This is a genomic window from Kocuria sediminis (genome assembly GCF_009735315.1).
GTDB lineage: Bacteria > Actinomycetota > Actinomycetes > Actinomycetales > Micrococcaceae > Kocuria > Kocuria turfanensis.
On the sequence record NZ_WOGU01000013.1, the window covers coordinates 18,514 to 36,733 of the forward strand.

The 18,220-nt window shown below is 74.9% G+C and carries 18 protein-coding genes and 1 riboswitch; of the genes, 7 read left to right on the forward strand and 11 right to left on the reverse strand.

The features are described 5' to 3' along the window. Positions 1-34 precede the first annotated feature (34 nt). On the forward strand, positions 35-1,621 hold the full coding sequence (locus GMA12_RS14655; protein WP_156270229.1) for an SDR family oxidoreductase: 1,587 nt from the start codon (positions 35-37) through the stop codon (positions 1,619-1,621). A 29-nt stretch (positions 1,622-1,650) separates the two neighbouring features. Here GMA12_RS14655 and GMA12_RS14660 read toward each other — a convergent pair whose 3' ends face one another. The 4 genes from GMA12_RS14660 to GMA12_RS14675 form a co-directional block, all read right to left on the reverse strand. Further along, entirely contained in the window at positions 1,651-2,508 is an 858-nt protein-coding gene (locus tag GMA12_RS14660; RefSeq protein ID WP_156270230.1) for a sulfurtransferase, read from the reverse strand. A 23-nt stretch (positions 2,509-2,531) separates the two neighbouring features. Continuing rightward, entirely contained in the window at positions 2,532-3,722 is a 1,191-nt protein-coding gene (locus GMA12_RS14665; RefSeq protein ID WP_156270231.1) for a cystathionine gamma-synthase, read from the reverse strand. A gap of 8 nt (positions 3,723-3,730) precedes the next feature. Next, a complete protein-coding gene (locus GMA12_RS14670) occupies positions 3,731-5,059 on the reverse strand; it encodes an O-acetylhomoserine aminocarboxypropyltransferase/cysteine synthase family protein (protein WP_156270232.1) in 1,329 nt (442 codons plus the stop codon). Between the two features lie 15 nt (positions 5,060-5,074). After that, positions 5,075-5,207: riboswitch (SAM riboswitch) on the reverse strand. 149 nt (positions 5,208-5,356) lie between these two features. After that, a complete protein-coding gene (locus GMA12_RS14675; protein ID WP_062736194.1) occupies positions 5,357-5,809 on the reverse strand; it encodes an Lrp/AsnC family transcriptional regulator in 453 nt (150 codons plus the stop codon). Positions 5,810-6,049: 240 nt separating this feature from the next. Between GMA12_RS14675 and GMA12_RS14680 the strand changes: the two genes are divergently transcribed. From GMA12_RS14680 to GMA12_RS14690, 3 genes are read left to right on the forward strand one after another with little or no spacing between them, the layout of a single operon-like run. Beyond that, entirely contained in the window at positions 6,050-7,225 is a 1,176-nt protein-coding gene (locus GMA12_RS14680; protein ID WP_156270233.1) for a thiamine pyrophosphate-dependent enzyme, read from the forward strand. Next, the gene (locus tag GMA12_RS14685) at positions 7,222-8,271 is read left to right on the forward strand and encodes an alpha-ketoacid dehydrogenase subunit beta (protein ID WP_162459908.1); all 1,050 of its coding nucleotides are present in this window, start codon (positions 7,222-7,224) and stop codon (positions 8,269-8,271) included. Before GMA12_RS14680 ends, GMA12_RS14685 begins: the two co-directional genes overlap by 4 nt. A 2-nt stretch (positions 8,272-8,273) precedes the next feature. Continuing rightward, a complete protein-coding gene (locus GMA12_RS14690; protein WP_156270234.1) occupies positions 8,274-9,794 on the forward strand; it encodes a dihydrolipoamide acetyltransferase family protein in 1,521 nt (506 codons plus the stop codon). A gap of 51 nt (positions 9,795-9,845) precedes the next feature. Here GMA12_RS14690 and GMA12_RS14695 read toward each other — a convergent pair whose 3' ends face one another. From GMA12_RS14695 to GMA12_RS14725, 7 genes are all read right to left on the reverse strand, one after another. Next, on the reverse strand, positions 9,846-10,061 hold the full coding sequence (locus GMA12_RS14695) for a DUF2188 domain-containing protein (RefSeq protein WP_156270235.1): 216 nt from the start codon (positions 10,059-10,061) through the stop codon (positions 9,846-9,848). A 5-nt stretch (positions 10,062-10,066) separates the two neighbouring features. Continuing rightward, positions 10,067-10,222: a hypothetical protein gene (locus GMA12_RS14700; protein WP_156270237.1), complete on the reverse strand. Its 156-nt coding sequence runs from the start codon at positions 10,220-10,222 to the stop codon at positions 10,067-10,069. 216 nt (positions 10,223-10,438) lie between these two features. Continuing rightward, on the reverse strand, positions 10,439-11,620 hold the full coding sequence (locus tag GMA12_RS14705) for a prenyltransferase (protein ID WP_162459909.1): 1,182 nt from the start codon (positions 11,618-11,620) through the stop codon (positions 10,439-10,441). Beyond that, positions 11,617-11,973 (reverse strand): lycopene cyclase domain-containing protein, encoded by a 357-nt coding sequence (locus GMA12_RS14710; protein ID WP_062736188.1) that lies wholly within the window; start codon positions 11,971-11,973, stop codon positions 11,617-11,619. Before GMA12_RS14710 ends, GMA12_RS14705 begins: the two co-directional genes overlap by 4 nt. After that, a complete protein-coding gene (gene crtI, locus GMA12_RS14715) occupies positions 11,970-14,456 on the reverse strand; it encodes a phytoene desaturase family protein (protein ID WP_156270239.1) in 2,487 nt (828 codons plus the stop codon). The genes GMA12_RS14710 and crtI overlap by 4 nt, the downstream gene beginning before the upstream one ends. After that, positions 14,453-15,568, reverse strand: coding sequence for a polyprenyl synthetase family protein (locus GMA12_RS14720; RefSeq protein WP_156270241.1), 1,116 nt, complete (start codon positions 15,566-15,568; stop codon positions 14,453-14,455). The genes crtI and GMA12_RS14720 overlap by 4 nt, the downstream gene beginning before the upstream one ends. Positions 15,569-15,615: 47 nt before the next feature. After that, entirely contained in the window at positions 15,616-16,230 is a 615-nt protein-coding gene (locus GMA12_RS14725) for a MarR family winged helix-turn-helix transcriptional regulator (protein WP_156270243.1), read from the reverse strand. Positions 16,231-16,268: 38 nt separating this feature from the next. On the opposite strand from GMA12_RS14725, the gene GMA12_RS14730 reads away from it, so the two are divergent. Genes GMA12_RS14730 through GMA12_RS14740 form a run of 3 tightly spaced genes read left to right on the forward strand, consistent with a single transcriptional unit; the run spans position 16,269 to position 18,181 of the window. After that, positions 16,269-17,072 (forward strand): glycosyltransferase family A protein, encoded by an 804-nt coding sequence (locus GMA12_RS14730; protein ID WP_156270245.1) that lies wholly within the window; start codon positions 16,269-16,271, stop codon positions 17,070-17,072. Next, entirely contained in the window at positions 17,069-17,620 is a 552-nt protein-coding gene (locus GMA12_RS14735; RefSeq protein WP_156270247.1) for a DUF2238 domain-containing protein, read from the forward strand. The genes GMA12_RS14730 and GMA12_RS14735 overlap by 4 nt, the downstream gene beginning before the upstream one ends. 3 nt (positions 17,621-17,623) lie before the next feature. Further along, positions 17,624-18,181: a TspO/MBR family protein gene (locus tag GMA12_RS14740; protein WP_156270248.1), complete on the forward strand. Its 558-nt coding sequence runs from the start codon at positions 17,624-17,626 to the stop codon at positions 18,179-18,181. Positions 18,182-18,220 lie beyond the last annotated feature (39 nt).

Sequence of the window (18,220 nt, forward strand, 5' to 3'; positions counted from 1 at the left end):
GGTACGCTCACGGGACCCGCACGAAAGGCAGGCCATGAGCTCTCCCCAGCGCGTCCTCATCACCGGTGCCACCGGCTACGTCGGCGGGCGCCTGGCGCCCCGCATGCTGGAGGCGGGCCACACCGTGCGCGTGGCCGTGCGGTCCCCCGGTAAGCTGCGCTCCGTGCCGTGGCGGGACCGGGTGGAGGTCGCCGAGACGGACCTCAACGACCTCGACGGGATGACCGCCGCCTGCCGGGACGTCCACACCCTGTACTACCTGGTGCACTCCATGGGCGGCTCCCGCCAGTTCGAGGAGCAGGAGGCGCAGATGGCCCGGACCGTGGCCGAGGCCGCGGAGCGGGCCGGGGTGCGCCGCATCGTCTACCTCTCCGGCCTGCACCCCTCCGGGGTGGAGCTGTCCCAGCACATGCGCTCGCGGGTGCGGGTCGGGGAGATCCTCCTGGCCGGGGCGGTGCCCGCGGTCGTCCTCCAGGCGGGCGTGGTGATCGGCTCCGGGTCGGCCTCCTTCGAGATGATCCGGCACCTGGGCGACACCCTCCCGGTCATGCCGGCCCCCTCCTGGGTGACCAACCGGATCGAGCCCATCGCCGTGCGCGACGTCCTGTACTACCTCATCCACGCGATGGACCTGCCGGAGGACCTCAACCGCACCTTCGACATCGGCTCCCGCGACGTGATGACCTACGCGGACGCCATGCGCCGCTACGCCCGCGTGGCGGGACTGCGCCGGCGCGTGGTCTTCCACCTCCCCCTGCCGGCGCCGCGGCTGTCCGGGTTCTGGGTGGGCATGGTCACCCCGATCCCCCTGGCCCTGGCCGTGCCGCTCGTGCAGTCCCTGCAGCACGACGCGGTGGCGGACGAGCACGACATCGACGCCTACATCCCCCCGCCCCCCGAGGGCCTGGCGGGCTACCGCCGGGCCGTGTCGCTGGCCTTGAAGAAGATCGAGGACAACTCCGTGGAGACCACGTGGGACGTCCACTACAGCTCCTCCGAGGCCGCCGCGGACCCCCTCCCCTCGGACCCGGACTGGGCCGGGCGCACGGTGTTCGTCGACGAGCGCAGCCGGACCGGACCGGCCCGTCCCGAGCAGGTCTGGCGGGTCATCGAGTCCATCGGCGGGCGCAACGGCTGGTACTCGCTGCCCCTGGCCTGGCAGGTCCGCGGGGTCATGGACAAGCTCGTGGGCGGCGCCGGGCTCAACCGCGGCCGCCGCGACGCCACGGACCTGCAGGTCGGCGAGTACGTGGACTGGTGGCGGGTCGAGGCGCTGGAGGAGGGCCACAAGCTACTGCTGCACGCGGAGATGCGGGCCCCCGGCCGGGCCTGGCTCGAGCTGTCCGTGGAGCCCGAGGGCGAGGGCAGCCGCTACCGGCAGCGGGCCATCTTCTTCCCGAAGGGCCTGCCCGGCCGGCTCTACTGGTGGGGCGTGTGGCCCTTCCACGGCTTCATCTTCCCCTCCATGGCCCGCAACATCCTGGCCGCGGCCGCCGCGCGGGACGGCTCCGGCCCGCACGCCCCGGAGCGGACCCCCGACCAGGCCGCCACCGCGCAGACGGCCACCGAGCAGGACATCGAGGGGGCCGCCGCCGCGCGGGACGCCGGGGCCCGCGGCTGACCGGGGCCCGCGGCTGACCGGGGCCCGGCTCAGCCGGGGCCGGCCACCGGCCGCGGGCCCGGGCGGCCCCACTCGGCCCAGGAGCCGTCGTAGACGGCGACCTCCGTGCGGCCCGTGAGGTGGGCGCCCAGGGCCAGCACGCACGCGGTCAGCCCCGAGCCGCAGCTGGTGACCACGCGCCGCCCCTCGGGGGCCGCCGCCGCGATCCGCGCCCGCAGCTCGGGCAGCGGCAGCAGCCGCCCGTCCGGGCCCTGCAGCTCCGTGTACGGCAGGCTGACCGCCCCGGGCATGTGGCCGGGGCGCAGGCCGGGCCGCGGTTCGGGCTCCGTGCCCGCGAACCGGCCGGCGGAGCGGGCGTCGAGGACGACCGCCCCGGGCTCCCCGAGGGCGTCGGCGACGTCGTCGGCGCCCACGAAGAACCCCTCCTGCGGCACGAGCTCGACGTCGCCGGGCTCGGCGGGCGGATCCGCGTGCGTGCCCACGGGCCGTCCTTCGGCGGCCCAGGCCGGCAGCCCGCCGTCGAGCACCGCCGCCCGGTCGAAGCCCGCCGCCCGCAGCATCCACCACACCCGGGCGGAGGCGAAGATCCCCTTGCCGTCGTAGGCCACCACGGTGCTGGTCCGGGAGATCCCCAGCGCACGGGCCGCCGCGGTCAGCCGGCCGGCCGGGGGCATCGTGTGCGGCAGCTCCGCGGACGGGTCGGCGAACGGCCCGTCCAGGTCCAGGAGCAGGGCGCCCGGGATCGCCTCCTCGGTGCGGTTGAGCGTGGAGCTCGCGTCCACCAGCACGAGCCGGGGGTCGCCGAGGTGGCCGGCCAGCCACCCGGTGCCCACCACGGGCCCGGGCAGCTCGAGGAACGTCTCGGAGTGCGGGGTGCCGGTGCTCATGCGGGCCAGGGTAGCGCCTCGGGCTACGAGGCCGCGCCCGTGAGCGCCCGTTCGAGGTCCTCCAGCTGGTCCTCGACGTCCTCGATCCCCACCGACAGCCGCACGAGGTCGGTGGGCACCGCCAGCGGGGTGCCCCGGACCGAGGCGTGCGTCATCTCCGACGGATAGCAGATCAGGGACTCGACCCCGCCCAGGCTCACGGACAGCGAGTACAGCCGCGTGCCCTCGGCCACCGCGCGGGCCGCAGCCTCTCCCCCGGCGAGGCGGAAGGAGACCATGCCGCCGGACCCGCGCATCTGCGTCGCGGCGAGCGCGTGGCCGGGGTGCTCGGGCAGCCCGGGGTAGAGCACCCGGGACACCTCCGGGCGCTCCAGCAGCCACTCGGCGATCCGCTGGGCGTTCTCCTGGTGGCGCTCCATGCGCAGGCTCAGGGTCTTGAGCCCGCGGGCGGCCAGGTAGGAGTCCTGGGGCCCGGCCACGGCGCCGGCGGCGAACTGCTGGAAGCCGACCGTCTCCGCGAGCGGCGCGCCGCGCCAGGCGGCGGCTCCGACGACCACGGCCCCGCCGAGGACGTCGGAGTGCCCGCCGATGTACTTGGTGGTGGAGTGCACCACGGCGTGGGCGCCGAGCAGCAGCGGGTTCTGCAGGTACGGGGACGCGAAGGTGTTGTCCACCACGAGCAGCGCCCCCGCCTCCCGGGCCAGCTCCGCCCAGGCCGCGACGTCGGCGATGCCGAGCAGCGGGTTGGAGGGCGTCTCCAGCCACAGGACCGCGGTGTCCCCGGGGCGGACCGCGGCGCGGACGGCGTCGAGGTCGGTGATCTCCACGGGCGTGTGGCCGATCCCCCACGGGGCGAGCACCCGGGTGATCAGCCGGTTGGTGCCGCCGTAGCCGTCGGCGCCGAGCACCACGTGCTCGCCCGGGCGCAGCACCGCCCGCAGCAGCGCGTCCTCGGCGGCGATCCCGGAGGCGAAGGCGAACGCGCGATCGCCGTGCTCCAGGGCCGCGAGCTGCTCCTCGAAGCCGTTGCGCGTGGGGTTCGAGCCGCGGCTGTACTCGTGGCCGGCGCGCAGGACGTTGATCCCGTCCTGGGCGAAGGTGGAGGTCTGGTAGACCGGCGGGATGACGGCCCCGGTCAGCGGGTCGGGCTGCTGGCCGGCGTGGACGGCGGTGGTGGTGAAGCCGCGTCGGCGGGTGGTGACGGTCCGAGTCATGGTGGGGCTCACTTCCGGAGGGTCGGAACGGTCTCGGGCACGGCGTCGAGGGCCTGGCCGAGGTCGGCCACGAGGTCCTGCGGGGCCTCGAGGCCGATCGAGAGCCGGATGGTGGTCTCGGCGATCCCGCCCGCCCGGCGCTGCTCGGGCGTGAGCCGGCAGTGGGTCATCGCGGCCGGGTGGGCCACGAGGCTGCGGGTGTCGCCGATGTTGGCGACCAGCTTGAACAGCCGCAGCCCGTCGATGAAGGGCCCCACGGCGGCGTCCGGGGCGGCGAGGTCGAAGGAGAACACGGAGCCGGTGCCGCGGGGGAAGTCCCGGGCCGCGATCCCGGCCCCGGGGTCCCCCGGCAGCCCGGGGTGGTGCACGCGCGCGACGGCGGGGTGATCGGCGAGGAACTCGGCCACGGCCAGTGCCGAGGCCGTGTGCCGGGCCACCCGCAGGTCGAGGGTCTCGGTGCCCTGCAGGATCTGGCTGGCGTTGAACGGGGAGAGCGTGGTGCCGAGGTCGTGCACGTACTTGGCCCGAACCAGGTGCAGGTAGGGGCTGGCCCCGGCGCACTTGTCGAGCAGGCTCTGCCCGCCCCAGCGGGCGCGGGCGCGGGTGAACTGCGGCCACCGCGCCGGCTGCGCGGACCAGTCGAACGTCCCGCCGTCCACGACCGCCCCGGCGAGGGCGTTGCCGTGGCCGCCGAGGAACTTGGTGGCCGAGTGCACCACGACGTCCGCGCCCTTCTCCAGCGGCCGGTACAGCGCCGGGGAGGCGAGGGTGTTGTCGACGACGACGGGCACCCGGGCCGCCCGGGCGACGTCGGCGATCCCGGGCAGGTCCGGCAGCGTGGCCAGCGGGTTGCCGATGGACTCGAGCAGGAAGGCGCGGGTGTCGGGGCGCACGGCCGCGGCCCAGGCGCCGGGGACGGTGGGGTCCACGAAGTCGACCTCGACGCCGTGGTCAGCCAGCGAGTCGGTGAGCAGGTCCACGGTCCCGCCGTAGAGCTTCTCGGAGGCGACCAGGTGCCTGTCCTCCCCCTGCCCGAGCAGGGCCAGCAGCGCCACGGCCACCGCGGACTGCCCGGAGCCGGTGGCCACGGCGCCCACCCCACCCTCGAGGTCGCTGATCCGCTGCTCGAGCACGGCGACCGTCGGGTTGCCGGTGCGGGTGTAGGTGAAGCCCGCCCGGGTCTGGGCGAACATCTGCCGGGCGGCCTCGTAGTCCGGGAACTCGAAGGCGGCGCTCTGGTAGATCGGCACCGTGAGGGTGCGCTGCCCGGGGTCGTGGTCGGCGCCGGCGTGGATCTGCCGGGTCGAGAGGTCCAGGTCGGTCACGGGGAGGGACATGGCGCGGCTCCTGTGCACTTGCTCTTACCCGCACCGGTCACCCGCTGCGCGGCAACGGGGATGCAGGCCGCTTCCTCATCCGAACCACCCGGTGAGCATGGGGTTGGTGCGCGACCCAGTCGGAGCTTGGCAGTCGCGTCTCGTGAAGCTGGGACCACAGTATGCGCGGGGCGGGCCGGCGCCGCTCCACGACCGAAGATGACGTCCGTGACGGATCGTGACGCCGCTCGCGACGCATCCTGTGACGCCCTTGCGATCACCCCCGGTGGCGTCCCGCGCACCCGGTGCCGCGGCGGGTTACGCCCGGGTGTCGATGTCCTCGAAGATCAGGAACGTCTGGGTGTCCACCACGCCGGGCAGCTGCTGGATGTGCTCGAAGATCACCTGCCGCAGGTGCACCGTGTCCACGGCGCGCACCAGCAGCATGACGTCGAAGTTCCCGCCCACCAGGGCGATGTGGTGCACGGCCGGGATGGCCTGCAGCTGCCCGCACAGCTCCCGCCAGGTGTTCTGCTGGAGCTTCAGCGTCACGTAGGCCGAGGCCTGCAGCCCGGCGCGCACCGGGTCGATCACGGTGCTGAAGCGCAGGATCACCCCCTCGTCGCGCAGCCGGTTGATGCGGGCGTAGGCGTGGGCGCGGGAGACGTGCACGGCCGCCGCGATCGCGGTCACCGACTGCCGGGCGTCCCGGGAGAGCTCGGCGAGGATCTTCCGGTCGGTCTCGTCCAGCGGGACGGGGGTCGAGGGCACGGCGGGCTCCTTCGGGGTGGGGTGGGAGGGCGGGAAGCGGTGTCGGACGAATGCGTGTGTCCCACGCCACAGTAAAACATTTCGTCCACGGAGACGGCACCGCCGCCCGCAGGATTCTGGACTTTCCCGCGCGCCTGGATACGAACCGCTCATCCTTCTCATACTGGGCGGACAGAACTTCAGCGGCCTTCCCGCCTCCCCGCGTCCGCGCCCGGACCGGGGACCGACCGAGGGGACACCATGAGCCAGACCGTCGAGACCCCCGAGGACCCGATCCTCCGGGCCTCCCAGACCTTCGGCATCACACCGGAGCAGTACATGCTCCCGGCCCGCGGCGAGATCCGGATGGTGGACCCCGCCGGCCGCCTGCTGCCGGCCGAGGAGCAGGGCACCGAGCCCGGCCACGAGTACCCGCTGCCCGCCGGGGACGTGCTGCTGGGCGCCTACGAGAAGCTGGTGGTCGGCCGCCGGGTCAACGACCAGAACTCCGCGCTGGTGCGCCAGGGCCGGATGGCCGTCTATCCCTCCAGCCACGGGCAGGAGGCCTGCCAGGTGGCCGCGGCCCTGTGCCTGCGGGAGGGCGACTGGCTGTTCCCCACCTACCGGGACACCGTGGCCGTGATGACCAGGGGCGTGCGGCCCATGGACGTGATGTCGATCTTCCGCGGCGAGTGGCACGGCGGCTACGACCCCCACGAGCACCACGTCGGCATCCAGTCGACCCCGCTGACCACCCAGCTGCTGCACGCGGTGGGCGTGGCCCACGCCGCGAAGCTGCGCGGTGAGGACACCGTGGTCCTGGCCATGTGCGGCGACGGCGCCACGAGCGAGGGCGACTTCCACGAGGCCCTGAACTTCGCCGCCGTGTTCAAGCTGCCGGTCGTGTTCTTCGTGCAGAACAACGGCTACGCGATCTCCGTGCCCCTGTCCCAGCAGTCGGCCGCCCCGAGCCTCGCCCACAAGGCGGTCGGCTACGGCATGGCCGGGGAGCGGGTGGACGGCAACGACCTGGTTTCCCTGCTCGCCACGCTGGGCCGCGCCGTGGACCTGGCGCGCTCGGAGTCCGAGCCCCTCCTCGTGGAGGCCCACACCTATCGCATGCAGGCCCACACCAACGCCGACGACGCGACCCGCTACCGCGACGACGCCGAGGTGCAGGAGTGGATCGCCAAGGACCCCGTGACCCGCATGCGCGCCTACCTGGCCGGGGAGGGGCTGCTCGACGACGCGGCCGAGCAGCGCATCGCCGCGGCCGCCGAGGACGTCGCCGCGGCCCTGCGCGACGGCATGAACGCCGACGTGGAGGTCGACCCGCGCGAGCTCTTCCGCCACGTCTACACCGAGCAGACCCCGCAGCTCGCCGAGCAGGAGCAGTTCCTCGCCGCCGAGCTCGCCCGAGAGGAGATCGCACAGTGAGCACCCTCCAGGCCCCCGCCCCGTCCGGGCGGACCCCGGCCGTCAAGCCGGCCACCTTCGCCCAGGCGCTCAACACCGCCCTGGCCGACGCCCTGGCCGCGGACGACGCCGTCGTCGTCTTCGGGGAGGACGTCGGGACCCTCGGCGGGGTCTTCCGGATCACCGACGGGCTGACGAAGCGCTTCGGCCGCACCCGCTGCTTCGACACCCCGCTGGCCGAGTCCGGGATCGCCGGGATGGCCGTGGGCATGGCGATGAACCGGATGCGCCCCGTGATCGAGATGCAGTTCGACGCCTTCGCCTACCCGGCCTTCGAGCAGATCGCCTCGCACATCGCGAAGATGCACAACCGCACCCGCGGCGCCGTGACCCTGCCGATCGTCATCCGCATCCCCTACGCCGGCGGCATCGGCGGCGTGGAGCACCACTGCGACTCCTCCGAGGCCTACTACGCCCACACCCCGGGCCTGAAGGTCTTCACCCCGGCCACCGTCGAGGACGCCTACCTCATGCTCCGCGAGGCGATCGACTCGGACGACCCCGTGGTGTTCTTCGAGCCGAAGAAGCTCTACTGGTCCAAGGCGCCGGTGGACCTGGCCGAGCTGAGGGACCGCTACGAGAACCGGGCCCCGGAGCGCCGGGAGGGCCGCGCCGTCGTCGCCCGCACCGGGCAGGACGCCACGATCCTCACCTACGGGCCGTCCGTGCCCACCGCCCTGGCGGCCGCCGCGGCCGCCGAGGCCGAGGGCCGCTCCCTCGAGGTCGTGGACCTGCGCAGCATCGTCCCGTTCGACGACGAGACCGTCGCCGCGTCGGTGCGCCGCACCGGGCGCGTGGTCGTGGTCGCCGAGGCCCCCGGCTTCGCCTCCGTGGCCGCCGAGATCGTCGCCCGGGTGCAGGAGCGCTGCTTCCACTCGCTGGCCGCGCCGGTGCGGCGGGTGACCGGCTTCGACATCCCGTACCCCTCGCCCAAGCTCGAGGAGTACTACCTGCCCAGCGTCGACCGCATCCTCGACGCCGTGGACGACCTGCAGTGGGAGGACTGACCATGACCGTGAAGACGTTCACCCTGCCGGACCTCGGCGAGGGACTCACCGAGGCCGAGCTCGTGAGCTGGCTGGTCCAGGTGGGCGACACCGTGGCCGTGGACCAGCCCATCGCCGAGGTGGAGACCGCCAAGTCCGCAGTGGAGGTGCCCTGCCCCTTCGCCGGGACCGTGCAGGAGCTGCACGGCGCCTCCGGGCAGACCCTCGACGTGGGCGCGCCGCTGATCTCCGTGAACACCGGGGACACCTCCGGGACCCCCGCCCCGCAGGGCGGCGGGCCCCGCGGCGGGCAGTCCTACCGCGAGGAGGAGCGCGCCGGCGCGGACCCCCGCTCCGCGGCCGAGGCGGGCACCGTGGCCTCCGGGACCTCCGACGACGCCGAGGGCTCCGGCAGCGTGCTGATCGGCTACGGCACCCCGGCGGCGGGATCGGCCGGGCGCCGGCGCCGCCCCAGGCGTTCCGGCGCCACCGCCGGGGCCTCCGGCCCGGTCGCCGACGGGCTCGGCGACCGGCTCACCCGGCAGCTCGCCGAGCAGGCCGCCGGGCAGGCCGCCGCCGCCGGGGCCGCCCACGACGCGATGGCCTCGGCCCCGCGGCTGGCCCCCACCGTCGTCTCCCCGATCGTGCGCAAGCTCGCGAAGGACCGCGGGATCGACATCTCCACCGTGCGCGGCTCCGGGCCCGGCGGGCTGATCCTCCGCCGGGACGTCGTGGCCGCCGCCCCGGAGACGGCCACGCCGGAGGCCGCCGCGCCGCAGCCCCTCGCCCCGGAGACGGCCGCCGGGGCGCCGTCCCCGACGGACCCGCGCACGGGGCTGGGCGTGGCCGGGCGCGTGCCGGTCTCGGGGGTGCGGAAGGTCATCGCGCAGGCGATGAGCCGCTCGCGCACCGAGATCCCCGAGGCCACCGTCTGGGTGGACGTGGACGCCACGAAGCTGGTGGAGCTGCGCGCGGCGCTCAAGGCGCAGGACCCCGCCACCGCGCCGGGGCTCATGGCCCTGATCGCCCGCTTCGTGCTCGCCGGCCTGACCCGCTACCCCGAGCTCGCCACCCGCATCGAGACGCGCGAGGACGGCAGCCAGGAGATCGTGCGCTTCGAGGGCGTGAACCTGGGCTTCGCGGCGCAGACCGACCGCGGGCTCGTGGTGCCGAACATCCGCAACGCCCACGCCCTGAGCGCCCGCGGCCTCGACGCGGAGCTGCGGCGGCTCACCGAGCTCGCCCGCTCCGGCAAGGCCTCCCCGGCGGAGCTGTCCGGGTCCACGTTCACCCTCAACAACTACGGGGTGTTCGGCACGGACGGGGCCGCGGCGATCATCAACCACCCGGAGGTGGCGATCCTCGGGGTCGGCCGGATCATCGACCGGCCGTGGGTGGTCGACGGGCAGCTGGCCGTCCGCAAGGTCACCCAGCTCTCCCTGGCCTTCGACCACCGGGTGTGCGACGGCGGGACGGCCGGCGGCTTCCTGCGCATGGTGGCCGACGCGGTCGAGAACCCGATGTCGGTGCTCGCGGACCTGTAGCAGCTCCGCCGGCCCGGGCCTGCGGGCCCGGGCCGGCGGTGGCCGGGAGGCTCAGCGGCTCGGGACGGACCCGCGGCCGGGAGCGGCGCCGGGGTGCAGCAGGACCCTGCCCCCGGTGTCCCGGGTGATGTTCCAGGCCCATTGCAGGGCGCCGGCCCGGGTGCTCGCCCGGAGGCCGCCCCAGCGGGAGCCCGGCGCTCGCACCTCCCAGCCGCCCAGGGGGCTGCGGGCCACGACGCGGTCGACGGACGCGGACACGACGGCCACGCCCCTCAGTCGCTCTCGGGACCGGAGCAGTACAGGCACTCGGGTTCGGCGGCGCCGCAGGCGCACCGCAGCGCGAGAACGCCCCAGGACAGGGCGGCGGTCCCGCGGAGGCGGGGGCGGGACGGGGCGGGGACGACGTTCGGCAGGAGTTCGACGGTCATGGGTGCAGGTCCTCGGAGGATGGGCCGCTGAGCGGTGGTCGTGCAGGAACGCACCGGCGACGGCCGCGGTCAGGACGGGGCACCTGTGTCCTGGCTCACGGCCGACGGTCCGGTGCCTCCAGTATCGGCCCCCGCTCCCGTCGGCAAAAGCAATGCTTTCCGACGACTACTGGTTAGTATTTTTGTGCCCTCACCCAGCGGCGCGGAGGCGCCGGTTCAGTGCGCGAGCTCCCAGGACCACAGCAGCAGCATCGTCACCAGGAAGCCGGTGAGGTAGTTCAGCCACAGGAACCGCCGCCAGCCGCGGTTGGCCCGCGCGCAGCCGGCGTCCGTGATCGTCAGGAACGGCACGAGGTTCGCCAGGTAGGGCAGCACCAGCAGGGACGCCAGCGGCCCGGGCCAGGGCACGAGCAGCAGGAGCAGCCCGGCGGCGAGGTAGAGCACCAGGGCGGCCCACACGGTGGGGCGGGCGCCCAGGACCGTGGCGATCGAGCGCAGCCCGCCCTCCCGGTCCGCCCGGACGTCCTGCACGGCCCCGAACGCCTGGGAGGCCATCGACCACAGGAAGAACCCCGCGCACAGGGCCACGAGGCCCACCGACGGGTCCGCCCCGGCGAGCACCAGGCCGTAGACGGCCGGGGACACGAAGTGGGCGGCGGAGGTCGCCGAGTCCAGGAACGGGACCTCCTTGAAGCGCAGTCCCTCGAGGCTGTAGGCCACGACCGCGAACAGGCTCGCCCCCAGCACCCCGGCCGCGGCGGCCCCGCCGGCGGGGAGCAGGTACGCCAGGAAGGGCAGGGCGGCCAGCACCGAGCCCACCAGGATCATCCGGTGCTCGGAGCGGTCCACGAGCGCGCCCTCGACGCCGCCCTTGCGGGGGTTGCGGAGGTCGGACTCGTAGTCGAAGACGTCGTTGATCCCGTACATCAGCAGGTTGTAGGGGAACAGGAAGAACAGGGTCCCGACCACCAGGGGCAGGTCCACCCGGCCGGTCGTCAGGACGTAGGCCGCCGCGAACGGGAAGGCGGTGTTGACCCACGAGACCGGGCGGGACGTGGCCACCAGGGTGCGCACGGTGCCCGTCAGCCGGCCGCGCCCGGCCAGTCCCCACCACAGCGAGGGCAGCAGCAGCAGCGCGGCCAGCGGATAGGCGAAGTCCTCCACCGGCACCAGGCCGATCCGCAGCCCGGTGATGTGCCCGGCCCCGTAGTCGAAGAGCCCGGCGGCGATCATGAGGTTGTCGAACACGACCGTCAGCAGCGCCAGGACCCCGAAGGAGATCCCGAGCACGGCCAGGGCCCGGCGCGGGGCAGGCGCCGGGGAGGGCCGGCGGACCAGCAGGGTGGCCGGCGTCAGGGCCAGCGCCAGGAAGACCGGGATGATGAGGGCGTAGGTCACGGGGCGTCCGCCTCCTCGCGGACCGGCTCGGCCGCGGCGGAGCGGCGCGCCAGCGCCTTCTCCGTCAGCCGGACCAGGTTCATGGTGAGGTAGCAGAGGAACAGCAGGAACACGACCTCCTCGACCGGGATCTGCGGGGCCACCATCCAGCCGGTCGCGTACGCGCTCCGGCTGTGCAGGAAGATCCCGAGGCCGATCCCGGCCACGTCCCACGCGAGGAAGAACACCACGCCCGCGGCCAGCACGAGGGCGCCCCGGCGGGGGTCGTGAGCCAGGAACAGCCTGCCCCGCACGTCGAGGAGCACCATCCCGGCCAGGCTGAGCAGCAGGAAGCCGAGGTACGCGAAGCTCATCCGCGCGGCACCAGGGGTTCTGCCAGCGGCCCGGTGGAGGTGTCCCCCCGCAGGTCCTTGAGCAGGATCTCCGCGCTGATCAGGCACATCGGCAGCCCGATGCCGGGAATGGTCGAGGCCCCGCAGTAGTGCAGCCCGGCCACCTTGCGGCTGCGGTTGGCCCCGCGGAAGAACGCGGACTGCCGGAGCACGTGGGCGGGGCCCAGCACGTTGCCCCGCCAGGAGTTGAAGTCCCGCCGGAAGTCCTCGGGGCCCACCGTGTGGCGCACCACGATCCGCTCGCGCAGGTCCGGCACGCCCGCCCACGCGGCGACCTGGTCGATCACCCGGTCGGCGATCTCCTCGACGCGCGCGGCGCCGGTGCCGTCGGGCCCGCCGGTGCCGAGCCCGGGGTCGGCCGGCACGGGGATCAGGACGAAGAGGTTCTCGTGCCCCTCCGGGGCGACCGAGGGGTCCGTGGCCGAGGGCTTGCACACGTAGACGGACGCGGGGTCCGGCACCCGCGTGGGCTCCTCGAAGATGGCCCGGAAGTTGGTGTCCCAGTCCTCGCTGAAGAACAGGCTGTGGTGCGGCAGCTGGGGCAGCTCCCCCCGCACCCCGAGCATCACGAGCACCGCCCCCGGGCCCGTCTGGCGCCGGTCCCAGTACCGCTGCGGGTAGCTCTGCAGCTCGGGCGGCAGCAGCGCGGTCTCCGTGTGGTGCAGGTCCGCGGCCGAGACGACGACGTCGGCGGCGAGCTCGTGCTCGGTCCCCTCCGCGTCCCGCCACACCACGCCGGTGGCCCGCACGGGACCGTCCGCGGCCGCGGAGGTGCGGATCCGCACGACGTCGGCCCCGGTGCGGATCCGGGCCCCGTGGGCGACGGCGAGCCGTTCGGCGGCCTCGATGATGCGGCGGAACCCGCCCCGCGGGTACTGCACGGAGTCGGCGAGGTCCATCCAGCTCATCAGGTGGTAGAGCGAGGGCGTCATCCGGGGCGCGCTGGCCAGGAAGACGGCCGGGTAGCCCAGCACCTGCCGCAGCCGGGTGTCCCGGACGGTGGCGGCGGCGAAGTCGTGCAGGGACCCGGAGAGGTGGCGGGCGAGCTCCGGCAGCCCCCGCAGCACCGCCCGGTTGAGCAGCGGGGTGAAGGCGGCGTAGGAGGTGTAGAGGAAGTGGCCCACGGCCAGCTCGTAGGTGCGCTTCGCCGAGGCCAGGTAGGTGCGGATCCGCGCGCCGGAGCCGGGCTCCACCGACTCGAACAGCGCGACCGTGTGCTCGAGGTCGGAGCGGATGTCGATCGGGTGCTCGTAGCGCTCGCCGTAGACCCGGTAGGCGGGGTCGAGGCGCACGAGGTCGAGCTCCTGCGCCGCGCTGGAGCCCATGAGCCGGAAGAAGTGGTCGAAGACCTCCGGCATCAGGTACCAGGAGGGCCCGGTGTCGAAGCGGAACCCGTCCCGCTCCAGCAGCCCGGCCCGCCCACCGGTGCGCGCCCCGCGCTCGAGGACGGTGACGTCCCAGCCGTCCTTGGCGAGCAGGCCCGCCGCGGCCAGCCCGGCGATCCCGGCGCCGACCACCACGGCGCGCCGCCCGCGCGGGGCGGGGGCGCGGCGCCGGGTCCTCGCCCTGACCACCGCGGACGCGGCGAGCGCGGCCTTGCGCGGGTCGGGCACGCGGATCCGGGAGCTCAGCAGCTCCCGGGCGGGGGTGGCACGGATGCGCACGGACAGCTCCCGGAACAGGTCGTGGGCGGCGAGGACGGCGGCGCGGGAGGACACGGGCAGGTCGTCGATCACCGCCCGGGCGGCGGCGAGGTCGGCGTCGATGTCGTCGAGGAGCCGGTTCTTCTCGGTCTCGGAGAACGCGCCGGGCTCCACGCCGGGGAAGTAGACGCGGCCCAGCTCGCCGTAGTCCTCGGCGAGGTCCCGCAGGAAGTTCACCTTCTGGAACGCGGCGCCCAGGCGGCGGGCCCCGGCGACGAGCTGGGCCCGCAGGTCCGGGGGCACCTCCCGGCCGGCGAGGAAGACCTGCAGGCACATCAGGCCCACCACCTCGGCGGAGCCGTACACGTACTCGTCCAGGGAGCCGGGGCTGTGCCGGTCCTCGCTGAGATCGGCGCGCATCGACGCGAAGAACGGGCGGACCAGGTCGGCGCCGATCCCGGCGTCGCGGGCCGTGCGGGCGAAGGCGTGCACCACGAGGTTGCTGCTGAACCCGCGCGCCATCGCGGCGTAGGTCTCGGCCTCCAGGTCATCGAGCAGCTCCCGCGCCCCCTCGGCCGGGACCCCGGCGCCGGCGCTGGCGCCGTCGACGATCTCGTCGGCGATCCGCACGAGGGCGTAGACGGCGTAGACGTGGGGGCGGATCTGCGGGCCCAGGAGCCGGCAGGCCAGGCCGAAGGAGGTGGAGTACCGGCGGATGACGGTCGCGGCGGCCTGCCGGGCGGCGTCGTCGTAGCGGGCGGCGGCCTCGGCCGGGGACCCGGCGTGCTGCGCCGCGCTCACCGGATGCGCTCCGTGGCCCCGCCCACGATGCGGCGCAGGTCCTGGTCGAGGGACTCGGGCAGTCCGGCGGCCTCCAGCAGCTCCCGCGCCTCGGCGGCGCACCCGGCGACCATGTCCTCGACCTCCCGCCGGGCCCCGCACCGCTCGATGAGCGCCCGGGCCCGGGCGGCCTCCTCGTCGCTCATGTCCGGCCGGCCGAGGATCGCGTCGAGCTCCTCGCCGTCGGCCGTGCACTGGGCGGCCAGCACGAGCATGGTGCGCTTGCCCTCCCGCAGGTCGCTGACCGCGGACTTGCCCGTGGCCTCCGGGTCCCCGAAGACGCCGAGCAGGTCGTCCACCAGCTGGTAGGCGGTGCCCACGGTGCGGCCGAGCCGGCCGAGCGCGGCGACGTGCTCCTCCGGGGCGCCGCCGAGCACTCCCCCGGCCTGCAGCGGCGTCTCGAAGGAGTAGACGGCGGTCTTCAGGCACGTGGCCGCGAGGATCTGCTCCCGTTCCGGGCGGGCCCCGGGCAGCGTGTGGTCGACGTCGAGCAGCTCGCCGGCGGCAGAGCTGAACAGCGCCTCGTCGAGCAGCTCGAGCAGCCGGGGCAGGCGCTCGGGGGACAGCCCGGAGCGGGCCACGAGCCGGTACGCGCCGGCCAGGGCGAGGTCCCCGGCGATCACCCCGACGCTCGCGCCGTACTGCCGGGCCTGCTCCGGGGCGGATCCGGAGGCCGACGCACGGGCGGCCGCGGCGGCGTTGATGGTGGGCTGGTGGCGCCGCTGCTCGTCCTGGTCGATGACGTCGTCGTGGACGATGAGAGCGGTGTGCAGCAGCTCGAAGGCGGCGCCCACGGCCTCGACCACGGGGTCGGGCTCCGGATCGGGATAGGCGGCCGCCGCGAGGCGGACGAGCCGGGGCCGGATCCGCTTGCCCCCGCTGCTCAGCCGGGCGACCTCCTCCCACAGCTGGGCGAAGCCCGGGTCCACGGCGCCGGCGCGGCCGGTGGACTCGGCGAGGAACCGGTCCAGGGCCGGGACCGCGGAAGCCCCCGCAGCGTCCGGGCCGGCGCCTGCCCCGGTGCCCGGACGGGCGCTCGAGAATGCCGATTCGCGCGAGAAGACCGTCACCATGCCCCCATTCCACCACAGTCCTTCGAAAGTCGAAGTGTTCGTCCGGGTCATCCCGGGGCGGCGGACGGCCCGGCTGCCGGCGCTGCCGTTCCCGCTGCCGTGGCCGCTACCGCTGTCGCCGCGGCCGGTGCCGGGGGTCCGCCCTCCGCGGCGCGCCGGCCGGCCCGGCGCACGGCGTCCGTGAGCTGGGGCAGTCGCCGGCGCAGGACCTCGATCTCGTCGTCGCCGCAGTCCTCCAGCACCGCCAGGACCTCCTCGGTCATCGGCGCGAACATCTCGCGGCCGGCCCGGTAGGCGTGCTCGGTGGCCCGCAGGCTCACCTCCCGGCGGTCGCGCGGATCGATCGAGCGCACGATGTGCCCCGCGGAGACCAGGCGCTTGATGACCGTGGTGGTCGCCGACCCGCTGAGCACGAGCCGGCGGGCGATGTCCCCGGCCCGCACCGGCCGCCCCTCCCGGTTGGCCTGCATCACCTCGTTGAGGGCGTGGACGTCCTTGTGCGCCAGGCCGTAGCGGCGCCGGACTTGGTCCGCGTAGCGCTCGGCCTCGGTGCTGAAGTGCTGGAGCAGGAAGAGGACGTCGAACCCCCTGCGATCCCGGTGCGCGTTCGGCTCCGGCGGTGCGCCACCGGGCGTGCTCGTCGTGCCCTCCTCGGCCTGCATGTGCCGATTGTAGGCGGCCGCTGCGCCAGAATGGGTCCATGACGGACAGCAGAGACCGGACCGGACCGCCCCCGCCCCCCGCCCCCGGGCCCCGGTCCCCCACCGTCTCCGTGGTCGTCCCCGCCCGCGACGACGCCGCGCACCTCGCCCGGTGCCTGCGCCTGATCGCCGCCCAGACCCGCCCGCCGGACGAGATCGTGGTCGTGGACAACGCCTCCGGCGACAGCACCCCGGAGGTGGCCCGGGCGGCCGGGGCGCGCGTGGTGCTCGAGCCCCGGCCCGGCATCCCCGCCGCCGCGGCCACCGGCTACGACGCCGCCCACGGGGACGTGGTGGTGCGCTGCGACGCCGACACCGTGCCGGGCCCGGAGTGGATCGCCGGGTTGCTGGCCGCCCTCGAGTCCTGCCCCGACGCGGTGGCCGTCGCCGGGCCGGGCCGCTTCCGCGACCTGCCGCCCGGGACGGGCCGGCTGCTCTCCGAGCTCTACATGGGTCTGTACGTGCTCAGCACGGCCTCGGCCCTGGGCCATCCGCCCCTGTTCGGCACCAACATGGCCATGCGCCGGTCCTGGTGGCTCGAGGTCCGGGACCGGGTCCACCGCCACGACCCGGAGCTGCACGACGACCTCGACCTCAGCTTCCGCCTGGCCCCGGGGCGCCGCATCCTGTACCGGCCCGGCCTCACGGTGGGGATGTCGCCGCGGGCGCTGCGCGCCGGGCGCCCCGCCGTCCGCCGGCTGGCGCGGGCCGTCCGGACGTTGCGGGTGAACTGGGCCGAGGAGCGCCCGCGGGAGCGCTGGCAGGCGCGCCTGGGGCACCGTGCCGGCCGGAGCGGCGCATGAGAGGGACCGTGCTCGCGGTCCGCTGGGCGGGCCCGCTGTCCGTGCTGCTCACGGCCGTGTTCTTCAACGTCGCGGGCGCCGCCGTGATGATGCTGGTGTGCCTGGGCATCACGATCACCTGGCGGGCCCGGCTGCCGGCGTTCCTGGAGCTGGCCACGGACCTGCTGCTGCTGGTCGCCGCGTGGAGCTCCGTGTTCCTGCTCTACGAGCGGCTGGAGCACTGGGACCTGGTGGTCCACTTCGCGGCGACCGCCGTGCTGGCCGAGCTCGCCTTCCGTGCCCTCGAGCGCTGGGGCCGGCTGCGCACGCCCGGCCCCGTGACCCACGTCCTGGTGGTCACCGCCCTGGGCACCACGCTGGCCCTGGTCTGGGAGTACGTGGAGTTCGCCGGCTACGCGCTGGTCGACCCTCGCGTGCAGGTCGGCTACACGGACACCATGGGGGACCTGGCCGCCGGCAACGCCGGCTCCCTGGTTGCCGGGATCCTCGGCGCCTGGGCCCGGCATAGGGTGGACCCACCGAACGGGACCGCCGAGGAAACGGAATAGCCCATGTTCTGGACGAATCTGCTCAAGACCTCCGCGCAGACCGCGGCCGCCGCCGCGGCCGGCACCGCGGCCACCGCGTCGGGGGTGGACAGCACCTGGTACGCGGACCTGCGCAAGCCGCCCCTGCAGCCGCCTCCGGCGGTCTTCCCCGTGGTGTGGACCGCGCTCTACGCCGACCTGGCGGTCACCTCCGCGGCGGTGCTCACCGAGCTGCAGCGGCGGACCCGCCCGGGGCGGCACGGGCACCGCGACCGCAACGGGGTCATCCGCCGGCCGCGCCCCGGGGACACGCCCTCGGCCGCGGGCCGGCGCCGGCGCGGCTACCGCACCGCGCTCGCCGTGAACCTCGCCCTCAACGCGGGGTGGAGCTGGGTGTTCTTCAGCAGGCACGACACCGCCACGGCCACGGTCGCGGCGGCGGCGCTGACGGCCAGCTCCGCCGATCTGGCCCGCCGCGCGGGGCAGGTGCGGCCGCTGCTCGGCGTCGCGCTGCTGCCCTACGCCGGCTGGTGCGGCTTCGCCACCGTCCTCAGCGGCCGCATCCACCGGCTCAACGCCTGAGCGCAGGGACCCGGGGCGCAGGGGGAGGACGCGGACCGG